Annotated in this window: 16 protein-coding genes; 5 read left to right on the top strand and 11 right to left on the bottom strand. The window is 60.7% G+C overall.

Features of this window, described 5'->3' with window-relative positions; all coding sequences use genetic code 11:
• The first annotated feature begins 26 nt into the window (after positions 1-26).
• The 3 genes from ACQRBT_RS02775 to rpoS all read left to right on the top strand — a co-directional run bounded on the left by ACQRBT_RS02775 (position 27) and on the right by rpoS (position 2,832).
• On the top strand, positions 27-662 hold the full coding sequence (locus ACQRBT_RS02775) for a protein-L-isoaspartate(D-aspartate) O-methyltransferase (RefSeq protein WP_169850588.1): 636 nt from the start codon (positions 27-29) through the stop codon (positions 660-662).
• 210 nt (positions 663-872) lie between these two features.
• A complete protein-coding gene (locus tag ACQRBT_RS02770; protein WP_412046665.1) occupies positions 873-1,712 on the top strand; it encodes a peptidoglycan DD-metalloendopeptidase family protein in 840 nt (279 codons plus the stop codon).
• A gap of 106 nt (positions 1,713-1,818) precedes the next feature.
• Positions 1,819-2,832 carry an RNA polymerase sigma factor RpoS gene (rpoS, locus tag ACQRBT_RS02765; RefSeq protein WP_060754061.1) on the top strand — a complete coding sequence of 338 codons (1,014 nt, stop codon included), beginning with the start codon at positions 1,819-1,821 and terminating at the stop codon, positions 2,830-2,832.
• A 200-nt stretch (positions 2,833-3,032) separates the two neighbouring features.
• Here the strand turns inward: rpoS and ACQRBT_RS02760 are convergent, their stop codons facing one another.
• Positions 3,033-3,242, bottom strand: coding sequence for a cold-shock protein (locus tag ACQRBT_RS02760; RefSeq protein ID WP_002554837.1), 210 nt, complete (start codon positions 3,240-3,242; stop codon positions 3,033-3,035).
• A 402-nt stretch (positions 3,243-3,644) separates the two neighbouring features.
• Here ACQRBT_RS02760 and dcd point away from each other — a divergent pair, with 402 nt between their 5' ends.
• Together dcd and ACQRBT_RS02750 are read left to right on the top strand one after the other, a co-directional pair.
• On the top strand, positions 3,645-4,211 hold the full coding sequence (dcd, locus tag ACQRBT_RS02755) for a dCTP deaminase (RefSeq protein ID WP_016973172.1): 567 nt from the start codon (positions 3,645-3,647) through the stop codon (positions 4,209-4,211).
• A gap of 107 nt (positions 4,212-4,318) precedes the next feature.
• Positions 4,319-4,525 (top strand): hypothetical protein, encoded by a 207-nt coding sequence (locus tag ACQRBT_RS02750; protein ID WP_060754062.1) that lies wholly within the window; start codon positions 4,319-4,321, stop codon positions 4,523-4,525.
• Between the two features lie 16 nt (positions 4,526-4,541).
• On the opposite strand, the gene pdeM is transcribed toward ACQRBT_RS02750, so the two are convergent.
• The 10 genes from pdeM to ACQRBT_RS02700 all read right to left on the bottom strand — a co-directional run bounded on the left by pdeM (position 4,542) and on the right by ACQRBT_RS02700 (position 17,419).
• Positions 4,542-5,192 (bottom strand): ligase-associated DNA damage response endonuclease PdeM, encoded by a 651-nt coding sequence (gene pdeM / locus ACQRBT_RS02745; protein ID WP_412046664.1) that lies wholly within the window; start codon positions 5,190-5,192, stop codon positions 4,542-4,544.
• Entirely contained in the window at positions 5,192-7,672 is a 2,481-nt protein-coding gene (locus ACQRBT_RS02740; RefSeq protein ID WP_412046663.1) for a ligase-associated DNA damage response DEXH box helicase, read from the bottom strand. The genes pdeM and ACQRBT_RS02740 overlap by 1 nt, the downstream gene beginning before the upstream one ends.
• A 54-nt stretch (positions 7,673-7,726) precedes the next feature.
• Positions 7,727-8,491 carry an ABC transporter ATP-binding protein gene (locus tag ACQRBT_RS02735; protein WP_060754065.1) on the bottom strand — a complete coding sequence of 255 codons (765 nt, stop codon included), beginning with the start codon at positions 8,489-8,491 and terminating at the stop codon, positions 7,727-7,729.
• Positions 8,492-8,504: 13 nt separating this feature from the next.
• A complete protein-coding gene (locus ACQRBT_RS02730; protein ID WP_161549842.1) occupies positions 8,505-9,623 on the bottom strand; it encodes a succinylglutamate desuccinylase/aspartoacylase family protein in 1,119 nt (372 codons plus the stop codon).
• Between the two features lie 26 nt (positions 9,624-9,649).
• Positions 9,650-10,360 carry an ABC transporter permease gene (locus tag ACQRBT_RS02725; RefSeq protein ID WP_060754067.1) on the bottom strand — a complete coding sequence of 237 codons (711 nt, stop codon included), beginning with the start codon at positions 10,358-10,360 and terminating at the stop codon, positions 9,650-9,652.
• Positions 10,357-11,085, bottom strand: coding sequence for an ABC transporter permease (locus ACQRBT_RS02720; RefSeq protein WP_060754068.1), 729 nt, complete (start codon positions 11,083-11,085; stop codon positions 10,357-10,359). Before ACQRBT_RS02720 ends, ACQRBT_RS02725 begins: the two co-directional genes overlap by 4 nt.
• A 59-nt stretch (positions 11,086-11,144) precedes the next feature.
• The gene (locus ACQRBT_RS02715; RefSeq protein WP_060754069.1) at positions 11,145-11,924 is read right to left on the bottom strand and encodes a transporter substrate-binding domain-containing protein; all 780 of its coding nucleotides are present in this window, start codon (positions 11,922-11,924) and stop codon (positions 11,145-11,147) included.
• Positions 11,925-12,140: 216 nt separating this feature from the next.
• Positions 12,141-13,775 carry an ATP-dependent DNA ligase gene (locus tag ACQRBT_RS02710; protein WP_412046662.1) on the bottom strand — a complete coding sequence of 545 codons (1,635 nt, stop codon included), beginning with the start codon at positions 13,773-13,775 and terminating at the stop codon, positions 12,141-12,143.
• Entirely contained in the window at positions 13,772-14,776 is a 1,005-nt protein-coding gene (locus ACQRBT_RS02705) for a ligase-associated DNA damage response exonuclease (protein ID WP_060754071.1), read from the bottom strand. Before ACQRBT_RS02705 ends, ACQRBT_RS02710 begins: the two co-directional genes overlap by 4 nt.
• A gap of 201 nt (positions 14,777-14,977) precedes the next feature.
• A complete protein-coding gene (locus ACQRBT_RS02700; RefSeq protein ID WP_104995719.1) occupies positions 14,978-17,419 on the bottom strand; it encodes a penicillin acylase family protein in 2,442 nt (813 codons plus the stop codon).
• Positions 17,420-17,625 lie beyond the last annotated feature (206 nt).

The following is a 17,625-nucleotide window of genomic DNA, read 5'->3' as shown; positions in this document are numbered from 1 at the left end:
ACGACCTGTTGCGCCGTGGCATCGGGATGACTTCCCAGCGTACCCGTGAGCGCTTGATCCAGCGCCTGTACGAAGAGGGCTTGTCCAATGCCCAGGTGCTGGAGGTGATCCGGCGTACGCCTCGGCATCTGTTTGTCGATGAAGCCCTGGCGCACCGTGCCTATGAAGATACCGCGTTGCCCATCGGCCACAACCAGACTATCTCCCAGCCCTATATGGTTGCGCGCATGAGCGAACTGTTGCTGGCGGCGGGGCCGTTGGACAAGGTGCTGGAGATCGGCACCGGTTCCGGCTACCAGACGGCGGTGCTGTCGCAGCTGGTGGAGCGGGTGTTCTCGGTGGAGCGCATCAAGGTGCTGCAGGACCGCGCGAAGGAACGCCTGGTGGAGTTGAACCTGCGCAATGTGGTGTTTCGCTGGGGCGATGGTTGGGAGGGCTGGCCGGCCCTGGCTCCGTATAACGGCATTATTGTCACGGCGGTGGCCACCGATGTGCCGCAAGCCTTGCTGGATCAACTGGCGCCGGGCGGGCGCCTGGTCATCCCCGTGGGTTCCGGCGAAGTGCAACAATTGATGCTCATTATCCGGGAAGACGAAGGCTTTTCTCGGCATGTCTTGGGTGCAGTGCGTTTTGTACCCTTGCTCAATGGCCCGCTGGCTTGATCATTTAATTCGCGGGCAGTGAATTCTGTTGGCGGCGATGTGTCTTACGGCGGGGTCTATCGTGTCAACATGATCGGAAGCCGGAATTAAACAGGGTGGATTTTTCGTTTCATCCCTGTGCCGGTATCAATCCAATGCCCAGTTATACTTGCGTCATATTTCAGGCCTGGTACAGGCGTTAACGTTCAGCCACCACAAAGGGAGCGGCGGGTGAGTCTCACAGGTCTTGCGCAGCGTATGAGTAAAACAAGTTTTCAGCGACTGGTGCTTGGCCTTGTCTTGAGTTCCTTATTGGCGGGCTGTTCAAGCTCACCCTCAAGTGGCGCGCGGGTTGTCGATCGCAACGCCAGTTCAGTCCCGCAAAAGCCCATGGTTACCACCGGGCAGTATGTCGTGCGAAAGGGCGACACGCTGTTCTCGATCGCCTTTCGTTACGGTTGGGACTACAAAGCGCTCGCTGCGCGCAACAGTATCCCTGTGCCCTATACGATCCATCCGGGGCAGACCATTCGTTTCGATGGGCGCACCGGTTCCACGCCTACGACAGTTGTGACAAACACTGGATCTTCGCCTTCGTCTTCGAGCAAAACCACCATCATCACGCGGCCTGCCGGTACCGCCGCGCCTTCGACGGCGAGCAAGCCGGCACCCGCGCCGTTGCCACCTGCGGGCCCTGCGCCAACGGGTTGGGGATGGCCCTCGAACGGTGTGTTGATTGGAAAATTCTCTTCAAACGGTAGTTTGAATAAAGGCATTGATATCGCCGGGGATTTGGGACAGCCTGTTTTAGCTGCGTCTGATGGGATAGTGGTGTACGCCGGGAGTGGTTTACGGGGCTACGGCGAGCTGGTCATCATCAAACACAGCGACACCTACGTCAGTGCCTACGGTCATAACCGCAGGTTGTTGGTTCGGGAGGGGCAGCAAGTCAAAGTCGGACAGACAATTGCCGAAATGGGATCAACTGGCACAGACCGGGTGAAACTGCACTTTGAGATTCGCCGTCAAGGGAAGCCTGTAGATCCGCTGCAATTCCTGCCCCGTCGTTGATGTGTTGCACAGCCTGTTCCCTCACGTAGAAGGAACAGGCTCCAGCGTTGCCAAGGATAAAGGCGTCGCTTGAGCTTGAGGTCGAACTCACCAAAGGACTATAACAATGGCTCTCAGTAAAGAAGCGCCGGAGTTTGACATCGACGATGAGGTTCTCCTTGAAATGGAGATTCTCACCGAGAAGGAATCATCGATGTCGAATCATGAAGGAAACGCACCACCTTCAGTTCGCACCAAATCCAAGAACTCCACAGCGTTAAAGCAACACAAGTACATTGACTACACGCGGGCGCTCGATGCGACCCAGCTGTACCTCAATGAAATCGGCTTTTCCCCTCTGTTGACTCCCGATGAAGAAGTCCATTTTGCGCGCTTGTCGCAAAAGGGTGATCCGGCTGGGCGTAAGCGCATGATTGAAAGCAACCTGCGCCTGGTGGTGAAAATCGCCCGACGCTACGTCAATCGTGGCCTTTCCCTGCTGGATCTGATCGAGGAAGGCAACCTGGGCTTGATCCGGGCAGTGGAGAAGTTCGATCCGGAGCGGGGTTTCCGCTTCTCCACCTACGCCACCTGGTGGATTCGCCAGACCATCGAACGGGCGATCATGAATCAGACCCGCACGATCCGTTTGCCGATCCATGTGGTCAAGGAGCTCAACGTCTACCTGCGGGCGGCGCGTGAGCTGACACAAAAACTCGATCATGAACCTTCGCCTGAAGAAATCGCCAACCTGCTGGAAAAACCGGTAGGGGAGGTCAAGCGCATGCTCGGCCTGAACGAGCGCGTGTCTTCGGTCGATGTCTCGCTGGGTCCGGATTCGGATAAAACCCTGCTGGACACCCTGACGGATGATCGTCCGACGGATCCTTGTGAGCTGTTGCAGGACGATGATCTTTCCCAAAGCATTGACCAGTGGCTGTCGGAGCTTACGGACAAGCAGCGTGAGGTGGTGATTCGCCGCTTCGGCCTGCGCGGCCACGAGAGCAGCACCCTGGAGGATGTAGGCCTGGAAATTGGGCTGACCCGTGAGCGGGTGCGGCAGATCCAGGTGGAGGGGCTCAAGCGCTTGCGTGAGATCCTTGAGAAAAATGGCTTGTCGAGTGAGTCGTTGTTTCAATAACGCCGTAGCTCGCATGTGGGAGGGGGCTTGCTCCCGATAACGGTAGATCGGTCACTGGAGGCATTGACTGAGGCGCCGCTATCGGGAGCAAGCCCCCTTGCGCATTTTTGTGCCTGGCATAAAGGATGGTAATACCAAATCCCAGGCATAAAAAAACCCCGCTTTTAAAAGCGGGGTTTTTTCGACTAAGTCAGTACAAGTTAGATAACTTGAACTTCTTCAGCTTGCATGCCTTTCTGACCGCGGGTAGCGATGAAAGAAACCTGTTGGCCTTCTTTCAGGCTTTTGAAGCCGTCGGATTGGATAGCTTTGAAGTGTACGAACAGGTCGTCACCGGATTGTGGAGTGATGAAGCCGAAGCCTTTTTCATCGTTGAACCACTTAACGGTACCAGTTTGGCGATTAGACATGGTGTATCTCCTTGGACAAAGTTAACTGCGACTCAGGAAAAGCCCTGGCCGAGACTGAGTGCAAAGAGCAGGAAAAATTCTTGGAGATGGTTGGATCGAAATTCAACATATCGTGTAGAGATTCTCAGTGACACAAGCAACACAGTGGCGCCACCTTAACCCTTTTTCCGGAACGTGCCAATGATATTTCCGTAGGTTTCTCTATTTTCGTGACTGGCGGTGGTATTTACCGTCACCAACGGCGCCAACCCGAGGCCCGGCCCCGCTGGCGGCGGCTTTATACAGGCTTGCGGGTAAGCGCAGGCATCATCAAGAAAAGCCCCACGCCCTTTGAACCCTAAGGCCGGCCCCGGTAAGATGCCCCACAGAATTTCTCCACCTCGTTATTTCAGGACACCCGCCATGAGCATCAAATCGGACAAGTGGATTCGCCGCATGGCGCAAGAGCACGGCATGATCGAGCCCTTCGTAGAGCGCCAGATGCGTGGCGAAGGCGCCGAACGCCTGATCTCGTACGGGGTTTCCAGCTACGGCTACGACGTGCGTTGCGCTGACGAATTCAAGGTGTTCACCAACATCAATTCGGCGACCGTCGATCCGAAAAACTTCGACGAGAAAAGCTTCGTCGACATCAAGAGCGACGTGTGCATCATCCCGCCGAACTCCTTCGCCCTGGCGCGCACCGTGGAGTTCTTCCGCATCCCACGCGACGTGTTGACCATCTGCCTGGGCAAAAGCACCTACGCCCGTTGCGGCATCATCGTCAACGTGACGCCGCTTGAGCCTGAGTGGGAAGGGCATGTCACCCTGGAGTTCTCCAACACCACCACCTTGCCGGCGAAGATCTACGCCAACGAAGGCGTGGCGCAGATGCTGTTCCTGCAATCCGACGAGGCCTGCGAAGTGTCTTACAAGGACCGTGGGGGCAAGTATCAGGGCCAGCGTGGCGTTACTCTCCCACGCGCTTGATCGAAAGCTCTTACACGTAAAGGGAATTAGTCCGCGGGAAGTGACTCTATTAGGTGTACAGCCTCGGCGTGTGTAAAACGCGCCGGGCCATGCTTGAGGAGTGCTTTATGAAGATCGACCCGCGAATCAGCGCCGAACTTGCCCGGCTGGAGCCCAACCAGATTGGTGTTCTAGCCTGGTCCCTGATGGCCGACCCTGCTTATGCGGGCGGTATCCCTGGCCAACCTGATCCAGACTCTCCGCAGCCTGATGAGCCTAACGAACCGGCTGGCGTTCCACCGCACGATGAGCCCCCACCGGTGCCGGTGGCCTGAGCCTTGTGGTCAGTTCTCAGCGAACTGGCCATACGTCCTGATCGGCTATGACAAAAACCTGTGCATCGTCGCTCGAGGACACAGGATAACCGCCGGTAAACGCGCCAAACGCCGGCAGTAGGCTGATCCGCTTGCCAATCTGGAAGCATGCCAGGCGCAGACTTTGTCGGCCCTTGCCGCGCAAGCGATACACCGGGTGCACGTGCCCTGCCAATACATGGTGGCTGGCATGGGCCTCGGGTTCGTGCTGCAGGGCAAACGGTCCCATCAGCAGCGGCTCCGCGACTACCTCGATGCGCAGGTCGGCCGGTGGGTCGCCCGCGCGCTTATCGTGATTGCCGCGAATCAACGTCAGGCTCAGCTCGCGATGGCGTTCACGCCAGGCCCTGAGTGCGCCCAGGGTGCTGCTGGCGTGTGAACCGGGCCCATGCAGGAAATCTCCCAGAAAGATCACCTGTTCACAGGCAAAGGCTGCCAGCAGTTGGTCCAGCTTCGTCAGGTTTTCTTGGGTGGTGCCTTGTGGCACCGGCTGGCCGAGGCTGCGATAAGCCGACGCCTTGCCGAAATGCGCATCGGCAATCAACAGGCAGCGGCGCGCAGGCCAGTAGATCGCTTTGTCAGCCAGCAGCCACAATTCTTGTTTCTCAAGGGTTATCGAGCAAACCATCAGCGCTTCCCGTTATCCGCGACCTTTTCCAGGTCCTTCACCATCCGCGCAATACGCTCCGAAAGTTTTTCCGAACTCATGCTTTCGCGCATGCGTTCGACCAATAGGGGAAAGGCCAGGGGCGACGGCCGTTCGATAAGGTGCAGGTCAAGTTGCAGTGCGGACAAATGCAGCAACGTCTCTTCCAGCCGATGAATATCCAACTCATCACGCAGGACTTCTTCGCCGGCCTGGCTCAGTAGCAGGTTCTGCGGGTCATATTGCTTGAACACTTCGAAGAACAAGCCACTGGAAGCCTGCACCTGGCGCGTGCTTTTTGGCGCACCAGGATAGCCGGCGAATACCAGTCCTGCGATGCGGGCGATCTCGCGAAAGCGGCGCAGGGCCAGTTCCCCGGCGTTCAGGCTGGCCGCCACATCCGCCAGCAGGTTTTGCGGGCTCAGCAATGCGGGGCAGAGCAAACCTGGCCAGTCCAGAGGCGTGGCACTCAACAGTTCCAGCCCATAATCATTGACCGCAATCGAGAACGTCACCGGTTGCTGTTGGCTGACCCGCCACGCCAGAAGGCTGGCCAAGCCCAAATGCACTTGGCGCCCGGCAAAGGGATAGAGAAACAGGTGCCAGCCTTCGCGCGACTTCAACGCCTCTGCCAGCAGGTGACTGCGTGTGGGCAGGCCCGACCAGCGCAGCTGGGTTTGCAGCAAGGGTTGTACCGCTTGCATTTCCGGCCCGTCGAAATGCCCGTGCGCCGCCGCATCAAAACGCTCGATCACCGCCTGGGCCAGTTCATTGGAAAGCGGCATGCGCCCGCCATTCCAGCGCGGTACCGCGGCCTTTTTGGCGGTGCTGCGTTTGACATAGGCGGTCATGTTTTCCACGCGCACCAACTCCAACAGCCGCCCGGCAAACAGGAAGCCATCCCCCGGTTTGAGCCGAGCAATAAAACCCTCTTCCACGCTGCCCAGGTGCTTGCCGCCGCCGCCCTTGCTCCAGAACTTCAACTGGATGCTCGCGTCACTGACGATGGTGCCCACGCTCATGCGATGCCGCCGCGCAAGGCGCGCGTCGGGAACGCGCCAGATGCCGTGCTCATCCGGCTCCACCCGGCGGTAATCCGGATACGCCGTCAGCGACAGCCCGCCATGGCGCACAAAGCCCAAGGCCCAGGCCCAATCCTCATCGGTGAGGTTGCGGTAAGCCCAGGCTCCCTGTACTTCGGCCAACAAGGCCTGCGGGGTAAAGCCGCCGCCCAGGGCCATGCTCACCAAATGTTGTACCAGCACGTCCAAAGGCTTTTCAGGCGATTGGCGCGCTTCGATGCGTCGCTGGGCGATTGCGTCCTGGGCGGCGGCGGCTTCCACCAGCTCCAGGCTATGGGTGGGCACCAGCGTCACCCGCGATGGGCGGCCGGGCGCATGGCCGGAACGCCCGGCGCGTTGCATCAGGCGCGCCACGCCTTTGGCCGAGCCGATTTGCAGCACACGCTCCACCGGCAGGAAGTCCACGCCCAGATCCAGGCTGGAGGTGCAGACCACTGCCTTGAGCTGGCCGTCTTTCAAGGCTCGCTCGACCCAGTCGCGGGTCTCCCGGGACAGTGAGCCGTGATGCAGGGCAATCACACCGGCCCAGTCCGGGCGGGCGTCCAGCAGCGCCTGATACCAGATCTCCGACTGTGCCCGCGTATTGGTAAACACCAGGCAACTGCTGCTGGCGTCGACTTCGGCGACCACTTGCGGGAGCATTTTCAGGCCGATATGCCCGGCCCAGGGAAAGCGCTCGGCGATGGGGGGCAACAGGGTGTCGATTTTCAGTAGCTTGGCCGTTTGCCCCTGCACATTGATCCCGTCGCCGTGTGGGACCAACACCTCAAGCGCGTGGGCCTGGTTCCCCAAGGTGGCGGAGATGCCCCACACCATTAATTCCGGATGCCAACGGCGCAACCGCGCCAGCGCCAGTTGCAGCTGCACGCCGCGCTTGTTGCCGATCAGTTCATGCCACTCATCCACCACCACCATGCGCAAGTGCGCCAGGCTCGCTTCGCTGTCGGCGCGGGCGAGCATCAGGGTCAGGCTTTCCGGGGTGGTCACCAGCGCGGTGGGCTGGCGTCGGGTCTGGCGTGCGCGCTCGCTGCTGCTGGTATCACCGGTACGCAGGCCGACACTCCATGGAATCTGCAAGGCCGCAAGCGGCGCTTCCAGGGCACGTGCCGTATCGGCGGCCAAGGCGCGCATCGGCGTGATCCAGAGCACGGTCAGCGGCGGTGCTGGCACTTTGGGTTTACCCGTCGCGGGCGGGCGCGTGCCGGCGAAGCGATTGAGCGCGGCAAACCACAACGCATAGGTTTTACCGGCGCCGGTGCTGGCGTGCAGCAAACCCGATTGGCCGGCCTTGACGGCAGCCCATACGTCTTTCTGGAAGGTGAACGGCTTCCAGCCCTGGGTGGCAAACCATGTCTTGGCGAAGTCGAGGGGTTTTGCCATGGGGCAGGTGCTCTGGAGGCTCTAAGTCAAAGACCCTCCAGGCGCCCCAAAGGTTTACTTCAAGTTGCCACTCAAGAACTGCTGCAGGCGTTCGCTCTTCGGGTTGCCCAACACGTCTTCCGGCGCACCTTGCTCTTCCACCAGGCCCTTGTGCAGAAACAACACCTGGCTCGACACCTTGCGCGCAAAACTCATCTCGTGGGTCACCATGATCATGGTGCGACCTTCTTCGGCCAGGCCCTGAATCACCTTCAACACCTCACCGACCAGTTCCGGGTCGAGGGCCGAAGTCGGTTCGTCGAACAACATCACCTCAGGCTCCATGGCCAGGGCACGGGCGATGGCCACCCGTTGCTGCTGGCCGCCGGACAGGAACGCCGGGTACTGGTCGGCCACTCGTGCCGGCAAGCCCACCTTGTCCAGGTAGCGACGGGCGCGGTCTTCGGCGTCCTTCTTGCTGCAGCCCAGCACCCGGCGCGGGGCCATGGTGATGTTTTCCAGCACGCTCATGTGACTCCACAGATTGAAGTGTTGGAACACCATCGCCAGGCGCGTGCGCAAGCGTTGCAGTTCGGCGTCATCGGCCACGCGCATGCCGTGGCGGTCGCTGACCATGCGGATCTGTTGACCATCCAGGGTCATGGCCCCGTCATTGGGCGTCTCCAGGAAGTTGATGCAGCGTAAAAAGGTACTTTTGCCGGAGCCGCTGGCGCCGATCAGGCTGATCACGTCGCCGGTCTTGGCCTTGAGCGAAACACCTTTGAGCACTTCATTGTCGCCATAGCTTTTATGCAGGCCTTCAACAGTCAATTTGTACATGGAGCGTGCATCCTCAAGGCGAAAGTAGGTAGCCACTGCGGTAGGCCTCAATGCCGGCGACATGGCTGATCACCATCCCGGCAGTGGCCATCCGCCGTAGCGAACGGGCGTAAAGCAGGCCGGCGTTTTTACAATGCACGGGTGTTACGCGGTCGGTAATGGGGTCGATGATTTCGGCGATCAGTTGCCCGGCTTCCAGGTACTCACCGGGCAGGGCGCTGAACACCAGCAGGCCGCCGACCGGCGTGGCCACAGGCTCCACACCTGCCAGCGGAGTGGCCGGGTAGGGCAGTTCGGGCAGTGGCGCGATGTCACCTTCAATCGCACCGAAGTGAATCAAGTAGTCGATGATCGCCTGGCAGTCGAGGGCCGCGAGGCCGTGATTGACGTCGCCCTGGCCACGCAACTCGACGGTCACCGAGAAGCTGCCCATGGGAATCGGGAAGCGCTCGCCAAAACGTTGCTGCAACTGCCACCAGACCAGGGTGAAACACTCATCGAACGACTGCCCACCGGAATCGGTGGCGAGCAGGTTGGCCTCCGAGCCGAGATAGCGCGCCAACGGCTCCACCTGCGGCCAGGCTTGCGGGGTGGTGTACAGGTGCGCCACGGCTTCGAAATCGCAATGCAGGTCGAGCACCATGTCGGCATCGCAGGCCAGGCGTTGCAGCACCAGGCGTTGGCAGTGCAATTGGGTGTCGGCTGTTTGCGCGGCGAGGGCGCCGCGCAGCGCGGTGCGGATCAGCTCGAGGTTGTGCTGTGGGTCATCCCCGAGCCTCTCCTCGATCTGGTTGCCCACTTCGTCACTGAGGTCGACAAACCGGCGGTTGAAGTTCTGCCCGCTTTCCAGTTCGTAGCGACCCAGGGGCGTGTCCATCAGCACCTGTTCCAGGCCCGCCGGGTTGGCAATGGGTACCAGCACGATCTCACTGCGCAGGCGGCCGGCCGCTTCCAGTTGCCCCAGGCGCGCCTTGAGGTGCCAGGCCACCAGCATGCCCGGCAGCTCATCGGCGTGCAGCGATGACTGGATGTAGATCTTGCCTTCAGCCTGTTCCGGGCCGAAGTGAAAACTGTGAATCTGCCGCGCCGTGCCTGGCACCGGTGCGATCAGATCATGTACCTGATGTCGCATGACTGCTCCTACACATGAAAAGCGGCTTAATGGCTGGGGCCCAGGAAGGCCAGCCAACGGCGCTCCGCCAGACGAAACAGACCCACCAGGGCAAAGGTCACAGTCAAGTAGATCAGTGCAGCGATACCGAATGATTGAAAGGTCATGTAGGTGGCCGAGTTGGCATCCCGGGCCACCTTGAGAATGTCGGGCACCGTTGCAGTGAAGGCCACCGTGGTCGAGTGCAGCATCAGGATCACTTCATTGCTGTAATACGGCAACGAACGACGCAGGGCCGAGGGCATGATCACGTAGGCATATAGCTTCCAGCCGGTAAGGCCGTAGGCTTTGGCCGCTTCGACTTCGCCATGGGCCATGCTGCGGATCGCTCCGGCGAAAATCTCTGTGGTGTAGGCGCACGTGTTGAGGGCGAAGGCGAGGATGGTGCAGTTCATCGCATCGCGAAAAAATGCATCCAGTACCGGCTGCGCGCGCACGGCCGCGATGCTGTAGATGCCGGTGTAGCAAATCAGCAACTGGATATACAGCGGCGTGCCGCGGAACAGGTAGGTGTAGAACTGCACCGGCCAGCGCACCCAGCGCTTGGATGATACGCGAGCGATGGACAGCGGGATCGATACCAGAAAACCGAAGACCAGCGACAGGCTCAGCAGCCACATCGTCATCGCGAGCCCGGTGATGTGCTGGCCGTCGCTGTACAGGAAGGGCCGCCAGTATTGCTGCAGAAGTTCGATCATCGCACGGCCTCCCGGGACCCAGCGGAGTAGCGACGTTCAAGCCGACGCAGGACGAAGTTGGAAGCGCTGGTGATCAGCAGGTAGATCAACGCGGCAAGCACCAGGAAATAGAACAGTTGATAGGTACTCTTGCCGGCATCCTGGGCCGCCTTGACCAGGTCCGCCAGGCCAATGATGGAGACCAGCGCGGTGGCCTTGAGCATCACCATCCAGTTATTGCCGATGCCCGGCAGGGCAAAGCGCATCATCTGCGGGAAGGTCACGTAGCGAAACCGTTGCCCGCGCTTGAGGCCATAAGCGGTCGCCGCTTCCAACTGCCCACGGGGCACGGCGAGGATGGCGCCGCGAAAGGTCTCGGTAAAATAGGCACCGTAGATGAAGCCCAGGGTAATGACCCCGGCGCTGAATGGGTCGATCTCGATGTAGTCCCATTCCATGAAGTCGGTAAAGCCGGTTAGCCAGATTTGCAGGCTGTAGAAAATCAGCAGCATCAGCACCAGGTCGGGCACGCCGCGAATCAGGGTGGTGTAGAGCTGGGCGGGAATGCGCAACAGGCGCACGCTGGACAATTTGGCGCTGGCGCCGAGCAGGCCCAGCAGGACACTGACGGCCAGGGAGGCGACCGACAGTTTCACGGTCATCCACGTACCTTGCAGCAACAGCGGGCCGAACCCCTTCAAACTGAAGGCACTGAGCCCCAGGGTTTGTAAAAGATCTTCAAACATGAATTCAGGACCTATGGCGATAAAAAAGCGCCCACCTGAAAACGGTGGGCGCCAGGGTGTTATTTACCGCTGTACAGGTTCAGATCGCCGAAGTGTTTCTTCTGGATGGTGGCGTAGGTGCCATCATCGTGTAACGCTTTGATACCTTTATCGAGAAGCGCCTTCAGCTCTTTGTTACCTTTTTTGATACCGACCGCAGTTTTAGATGGCAGCAATGGGTCGTCGATAGGCTTGCTGACTTCGTAGCCAGCGCCCGCCGGCGACTTCAGGAAGCCCAGTTCGGCTTGCAGCATGTCTTGCACCGAAGCGTCGAGACGCCCGGAGGTCAGGTCGGCGTAGACCTGGTCCTGGTTGGCGTAGGCTTTGGTGGTCACACCGGCTTTATCCAGTACGGCCTTGGCGTAGGCTTCCTGGATGGTGCCTTGCTCGTAGCCTACGGATTTGCCCTTGAGGGATTCAGGCGTGGAGAAGTTCGCGCCTTTCTTGAACACCAGCGAGGTCGGGCCGGAGAACAGTTCGCTGGAGAAATCGATCGCCTTTTCACGGGCTTCAGTCACGGTCATGGAGGAAATCACGCCATCGAACTTGTTGGCGTTGAGGCCTGGAATCATGCCGTCGAAGTCACTTTCCACCCACTTGCACTTCACTTTCAGCTCGGCGCAGATCGCATTGCCCAGGTCGATATCGAAGCCCACCAGGCTGCCGTCGGCGGCCTTGGACTCGAATGGTGCGTAGGACGGATCGACACCAAAACGCAATTCCTTGTATTCCTTGGCCAGCGCGGTACCAGCAGCCATGCACAGAGCCAGTGCAGAAAGGGTCAGCAATGCTTTTTTCATTATGTATTCCCTGGAAACCAAGATAAGCGCTTGTGGCGCGTTTAGGACTGTTACTGAACGGTGTCAGACGGATCACAAGTAGCAATTTCTGCACCATAGTTCCGGATGATCGGTTTAAAAGGTGGGATAAGGGAGTTGTGAGTGTAGGATATGCCCGAAAATGGGCATTGAATTTTCAATGCACCATCTTGGAACGCATGCGGTTGGAAATACCTGTCAGCTCAGCAAGTCTTGCAGGATGACCAGGGTGTCAGCCTCGTCCACCGACTTATCCTGCCGCCACCGCAACATCCGTGGAAAACGCACCGCGATGCCACTCTTGTGCCGTTTGGACAAGGCGATCCCCTCAAACCCCAGCTCAAACACCATGCTCGGCGTTACGCTGCTGACGGGACCGAATTTTTCCACCGTAGTTTTGCGCACGATCGCATCGACCTTGCGCATTTCTTCGTCGGTCAGCCCTGAATAAGCCTTGGCGAATGGCACCAATGTGCGTTCCGTGCCCGGCGGGCCGTCCCACACCGCAAAGGTGTAGTCGCTGTACAGGCTGGCGCGCCGTCCGTGGCCGCGCTGGGCATAGATCAACACCGCATCGACGCTGAAGGGGTCGACTTTCCATTTCCACCACACGCCCATGTCCTTGGTGCGACCTACGCCGTACAGGCCATCACGCGCCTTGAGCATCATGCCTTCCACGCCGAGGCGGCGAGAATCTTCGCGTTGCTCGGCCAACTGCGCCCAATCAGTGGCCGTCAGCAAGGGCGAGGGCAACAGCACGGGGCTGTTGCACTGAGCAATGACCTGCTCAAGTTGGCTGCGCCGCTCGGCCTGGATGTGGTTGCGCCAGTCGTGGCCCTGGTATTCCAGCAGGTCGTAGGCCAGCACGGCGACGGGCGCGTCCTCGAGGACTTTTTTGCTCAGGGTTTTGCGGCCGATACGCTGTTGCAGCAAGGCAAAGGGTTGCACCGTGTCCTTCCACACCACGATTTCGCCGTCGATCACCGTGCCATCCGGCAGGCTACCGGCCAGGCTGTGGAGTTCGGGAAAGCGCTCGGTGACCAGTTCTTCGCCGCGGGACCACACCCATAACCGTCCCTCGCGCTTGACCAACTGCGCGCGGATGCCGTCCCACTTCCACTCCACCTGCCACTCGCTGGGTGAGCCAAGCAGCGCGTCGAATTGCTCGAGCGGTTGCGTCAACCCGTGGGCGAGAAAAAATGGATAAGGCTGCCCGCCGCGTTGCGCATGTTCGTCGGATGATTCGGCGGCGATCAGCTTGAGGTAGCCTTCGGCGGTCGGGCGGTTGGACAAGTCAGTGTAGCCCACCAGGCGCTGGGCCACGCGTTTACTGTCCAGGCCGGCCATGGCGGCGAGGGCCCGGGTGACCAGCAACTTGGAGACGCCGACACGAAAGCTGCCGGTGATCAACTTGATGCAGACCATCAAGCTCGGTTGATCCAGTTGCGCCCACAACGCGGGCAGGCGCTCGGTCAGTTCCTGTGGCGATAAGCCGCGCAGAGGCAGGAGCTTGTCTTCAAGCCACGTCGCCAGGCCATCCTCCGAGGTGTAGGCGGATTCCGGTAATAGCAAGGACACCGTCTCGGCCAGATCGCCCACCGACTGGTAGCTCTCTTCGAATAGCCAGGGCTCGATCCCCGATGCTTGCGTGGCCATGTCCCGTAGCAAGCGTGTGGGTACCAGTTGCCGTGGCCGGCCGCCGGATAAAAAGTACACGGCCCAGGCGGCGTCTGCCGGCGATGCCTGTACAAAATAGGCTTGCAGCGCCGCGAGCTTGGCGTTGCTGGAGGTCGTGGCGTCGAGGTTGGCGTACAGCTCGGCAAAGGCTTTCATGCCGTGGCCTCTTCTTCGTCATCGCCATATTCGGTAGTGAAACCCTGGGCATCCAGGCCTTTTTCCCTCAGGTGGCGCACCAATACGTCGACGGAGCCGTGGGTGACCATCACCCGTTCGGCGCCGGTTTGCTCGATGGCCCACAGCAGGCCGGGCCAGTCGGCGTGATCCGACAATACAAAACCCCGATCGACACCGCGCCGCCGCCGGGTGCCACGCAGGCGCATCCAACCGCTGGCGAATGCATCGCTGTAGTCACCGAAGCGGCGTATCCAGCTGCTGCCACCTGCGGAGGGCGGAGCGATAATCAGGGCCTGACGCAACAGCGGGTCGGTCTTGTTGAAGTCGCCGGCATACAGGGTTTCAGGAATATAAATGCCGGCCTCGCGATACACCCGGTTCAACGGCTCGACCGCGCCGTGGCTGAGGATCGGGCCGATGCTGGCGTCGATGCCATGCAGAATGCGCTGGGCCTTGCCGAAGGAGTAACAGAACAGCACGCTGGCCTTGCCTTGCGCGATATTCCCCTGCCACCAGTGGTTGATCCCGGCAAAAATCTGCGCCTGCGGCTGCCAGCGGTAGATCGGCAATCCAAAGGTCGATTCGGTGATGAAGGTGTGACAACGCACCGGCTCGAACGGCGCACAGGTGCCATCGGGCTCGACCTTGTAGTCGCCGGACGCCACCCAGACTTCGCCCTGGTATTCCAGGCGCACCTGGGCCGAGCCGAGCACATGACCGGCCGGGTGGAAGCTCAAGGTCACACCGTGGTGCACCAGTGGCTCGCCGTAGGCCAGGGTTTGCAGGTTGATGTCCTGGCCCAGCCGCGAACGCAGGATGCCTTCGCCGGGTGCGGCCGCCAGATAATGCTGGTTACCGGTGCGGGCGTGGTCGCCGTGGGCGTGGGTGATCACGCAGCGCTCTACCGGGCGCCAGGGGTCGATGTAGAAGTCTCCGGCGGGGCAGTAAAGACCCTCGGGGCGAGCGATGACAAGGTCCATGGACGTGCCGGGGGCAATGGGCTTATCAGGTAGGAGGCGGGCGCGGAAGGATAAGTTCGATCGATTGTAGTGAGCGGGCTCGCCCCGCGCTGGGGGGCGTAGCCGCCCTAAACTCAGGCACCACGGTCTTTCTGAAACACCGCGGCGTCATTGTTGGGGCGGCTGCGCCGCCCAGCGCGGGGCGAGCCCGCTCACTACAAGCTATTTGGCGGGGGTGAGGGTCAGGCGGGTCTTGCCGTAGGCCTTGTCAAAGTTCTGCGGTTGCATCGGGAAGCTCAGGTATTGCGCCTTGAGCGACGCGTCGATGCCATTGGCATAGTTCGGGCTGGCCGGGTTGCCGGACTGGCCGATGCCGCCTTGACCCATCATCGGTTCCGCCTGGCCGAAGTCGACGATCATGCGCAGCGCCGGCACCTGGGTGGTGTTGAAGTCCTGCCCCCAGCTGTACGGCGCCGGGTTCAAGGTGTTGTGGTCGCCACCACTGGCCAGCGGGCCGCGAATCACTTGGCCTTGGGTGTTTTTCCAGGTGGTGCTGTGCAACTTGCCCCATTGCCAGGCTTTGTGATCGCCACCCAGCAGGCTGTCGCCGGCGCTGATCGCAGCGGCGAGGCTGCGGGCGAGAATGGCCGGTTTATCTTCTTTTTGCGACGTGCGCGTGTCATCCCAGAACGGGCTGTCTTCGCGGCCGAGCAAGTGGTCGGCCGTGGCGGAGTAAGACAGGCCGGCGTTGCTGACGAAGGCTTTCCAGGTGGCGCTGTTTTCCGGGCCGAGCTTGTCGAGGAAGATCTGCTTGGCGCTTTCCTGCAGGAACAGTTCATAGATCGCCGCGTCGGCGGAGCTGGACGTGAGGCGCCCATCGAAGGCCATCAGGCGATCCAATGCTTCGCGTGCCTTGGCCCGCTCGGCGGCGGGTAGCGCGTCAATGGCCTGCTTCAGCGGCTGGGCCATGCCCGGTGCCTGGAACAGGGTCTTGAGCTTGGCGGCAAAGGTGGTGGTCTGGTCGTACTGCATGGCGATCATGCTGCGGCTGTCATGCTTGCCGGCGTTGGCCAGTTGCGCCAGGCGCTCGCTGCGTTCCGGTGCATCCCACGAATTGGACAATTGCATGCCGTAGCCGCGCGGCGCGGTGCGCTGGTTGGCCGTGCCGATCCAGCCTTGAGGCGGGTCCTGGTCATAGGGGTGCAGCATCGCATCGGCGTAGCCGTCCCAGTCAAAACGCGCATCCCAGCCCGGTGAAGGCAGCAAGCCTTCGCCTTCGCGACGGTTGGGGAAGCGGCCGGTCACTTGCCAGCCGATGTTGCTGGCGTCGGCGAAGATCATGTTCAGCGCAATGGCGCGGATTTCCCGGGTGGCGTCCGAGGCCTTGCCGGCGTTCTGCGCGCGGGACAGGTCGAAGAACGCGTCCAGGCTCTTGTCGTCCTTGAGGTCGGCGGTTTGCAGGGCCAGCCCGAAACCGCTGGTCAGCGCCTGGCTGCTGTTGAGCAGGGCACCGTGACGCGTTTCATACACCACTTCGCGAATCGGCCGCTGACCCTTGGCGAAGAAGGTTTCGTTGCGCACGCCTGCCGGCAGCCATTTGCCGTTGCTCTCGTAGTACAACGCGCTGCCTTGGCGTTTGACCTTTTCCAGGAACAGGTCCTGGGTGTCGCCTTTCACCGCGCTCATGCTCCATGCGACTTTGCCGTTGAAGCCGGACAGCAGCGTCGGCAGGCCGGCAATCGAGGCGCCGACGGCCTGGTATTTCGGCGCACGGATCTGCACGTAGCTCCACGCCGAGGGAGCTTGCGGCTGGGCCGCCAGGTCGCCGGCCAGCAGACTTTTACCGCTGCGGCTGCGCTGGGGGCCAATCGCCCAGTTATTGGAGGTGGTGACGCCCAGTGCATTGAGGCTGCCCAACTGCTGGCTGACCGCATCCAGGCCGGCGAGGCCGGTGATCTGGCTCAGGTTCAGCCCCTTGAGTTTCTCGGCTTCTGCCGTCGGGATCGCCTCATCCGGCGCGCTTGGAATGAGCCAGGCGAGTTTGTCGACGCCGACTTTTTGCGCCAGCACCAGGGACGACAGTTCTTCCTGCAGGTTGCTCGACTCGCTGAAATTCAGCAGGCAGAACAACAGCGCCGAGTCCTCCGGCTTCCAGTACTCGGGCTTGTAACCCGTCTGGGCCAGGTCCGGCGGCAGCTTGTCGCGGTAGCGGAACAGGTAGGCATTGACGCCGCGGGCATACACTTCGAAGAAGCGCTTCAGGCGCGGCGATGAGGCGTTGTACAGCTCACCGGCGCTTTTTTTCAGGTTGACCGCACGCATGAAGCGGTCGACATCCAGCACTTCAGGGCCGGACATTTCCGCCAGTCGGCCCTGGGCCAGCAGGCGCAACGTGACCATCTGCGTGATGCGGTCGCCGGCGTGCACGTAGCCCAGGCTGAACAGCGCGTCATGAAAGGTGTTGCTTTCGATCAGCGGCATGCCTTGGGCATTGCGGCGTACCGACACATTCTGCGCGAGCCCCTTGATCGGCTGCACACCGGCGACTGGCGGCAGCGTGTCCTGGGTGCTCTGGAGTTGGCAACCGGCCAGGCTTAATGCACTGGCCACTGCCGCGGCAACGCCGAACCGGGGAAGAAAATGTGAGAAGGCTGGCGAGGCCATGGCAAAGCTCCTGCGGGGGGTAGCGTCAGTAAAGGCGCTACGTTAGTGAGCGCGGCGAAACGACGCAAGCGGGAGTTTTGGTAAAGCATGAGATCTTGAAACTGTTGGAGGGGGCAAGCCCTAATGCTGGTCAGTTAAGAGAACCTGCCGCGACCAAACTCTGTAGTGAGCGGGCTTGCCCCGCGCTGGGTGGCGAAGCCGCCCCA

The organism is Pseudomonas sp. R19M, from assembly GCF_050312585.1.
GTDB lineage: Bacteria > Pseudomonadota > Gammaproteobacteria > Pseudomonadales > Pseudomonadaceae > Aquipseudomonas > Aquipseudomonas palleroniana.
Note: the sequence above shows the minus strand (reverse complement) of the source record. Positions and strands in the feature narration are given on the sequence as shown.

What these genes read in the sequence shown, in the direction of transcription:
- ACQRBT_RS02775 (WP_169850588.1), top strand. Translation starts at nt 27, where the DNA reads ATGACTTCCCAGCGTACCCGTGAGCGCTTGATCCAGCGCCTGTACGAA.
- rpoS (WP_060754061.1), top strand. Translation starts at nt 1,819, where the DNA reads ATGGCTCTCAGTAAAGAAGCGCCGGAGTTTGACATCGACGATGAGGTT.
- ACQRBT_RS02760 (WP_002554837.1), bottom strand. Translation starts at nt 3,242, where the DNA reads ATGTCTAATCGCCAAACTGGTACCGTTAAGTGGTTCAACGATGAAAAA.
- dcd (WP_016973172.1), top strand. Translation starts at nt 3,645, where the DNA reads ATGAGCATCAAATCGGACAAGTGGATTCGCCGCATGGCGCAAGAGCAC.
- ACQRBT_RS02750 (WP_060754062.1), top strand. Translation starts at nt 4,319, where the DNA reads ATGAAGATCGACCCGCGAATCAGCGCCGAACTTGCCCGGCTGGAGCCC.
- pdeM (WP_412046664.1), bottom strand. Translation starts at nt 5,192, where the DNA reads ATGGTTTGCTCGATAACCCTTGAGAAACAAGAATTGTGGCTGCTGGCT.
- ACQRBT_RS02740 (WP_412046663.1), bottom strand. Translation starts at nt 7,672, where the DNA reads ATGGCAAAACCCCTCGACTTCGCCAAGACATGGTTTGCCACCCAGGGC.
- ACQRBT_RS02735 (WP_060754065.1), bottom strand. Translation starts at nt 8,491, where the DNA reads ATGTACAAATTGACTGTTGAAGGCCTGCATAAAAGCTATGGCGACAAT.
- ACQRBT_RS02730 (WP_161549842.1), bottom strand. Translation starts at nt 9,623, where the DNA reads ATGCGACATCAGGTACATGATCTGATCGCACCGGTGCCAGGCACGGCG.
- ACQRBT_RS02725 (WP_060754067.1), bottom strand. Translation starts at nt 10,360, where the DNA reads ATGATCGAACTTCTGCAGCAATACTGGCGGCCCTTCCTGTACAGCGAC.
- ACQRBT_RS02720 (WP_060754068.1), bottom strand. Translation starts at nt 11,085, where the DNA reads ATGTTTGAAGATCTTTTACAAACCCTGGGGCTCAGTGCCTTCAGTTTG.
- ACQRBT_RS02715 (WP_060754069.1), bottom strand. Translation starts at nt 11,924, where the DNA reads ATGAAAAAAGCATTGCTGACCCTTTCTGCACTGGCTCTGTGCATGGCT.
- ACQRBT_RS02710 (WP_412046662.1), bottom strand. Translation starts at nt 13,775, where the DNA reads ATGAAAGCCTTTGCCGAGCTGTACGCCAACCTCGACGCCACGACCTCC.
- ACQRBT_RS02705 (WP_060754071.1), bottom strand. Translation starts at nt 14,776, where the DNA reads ATGGACCTTGTCATCGCTCGCCCCGAGGGTCTTTACTGCCCCGCCGGA.
- ACQRBT_RS02700 (WP_104995719.1), bottom strand. Translation starts at nt 17,419, where the DNA reads ATGGCCTCGCCAGCCTTCTCACATTTTCTTCCCCGGTTCGGCGTTGCC.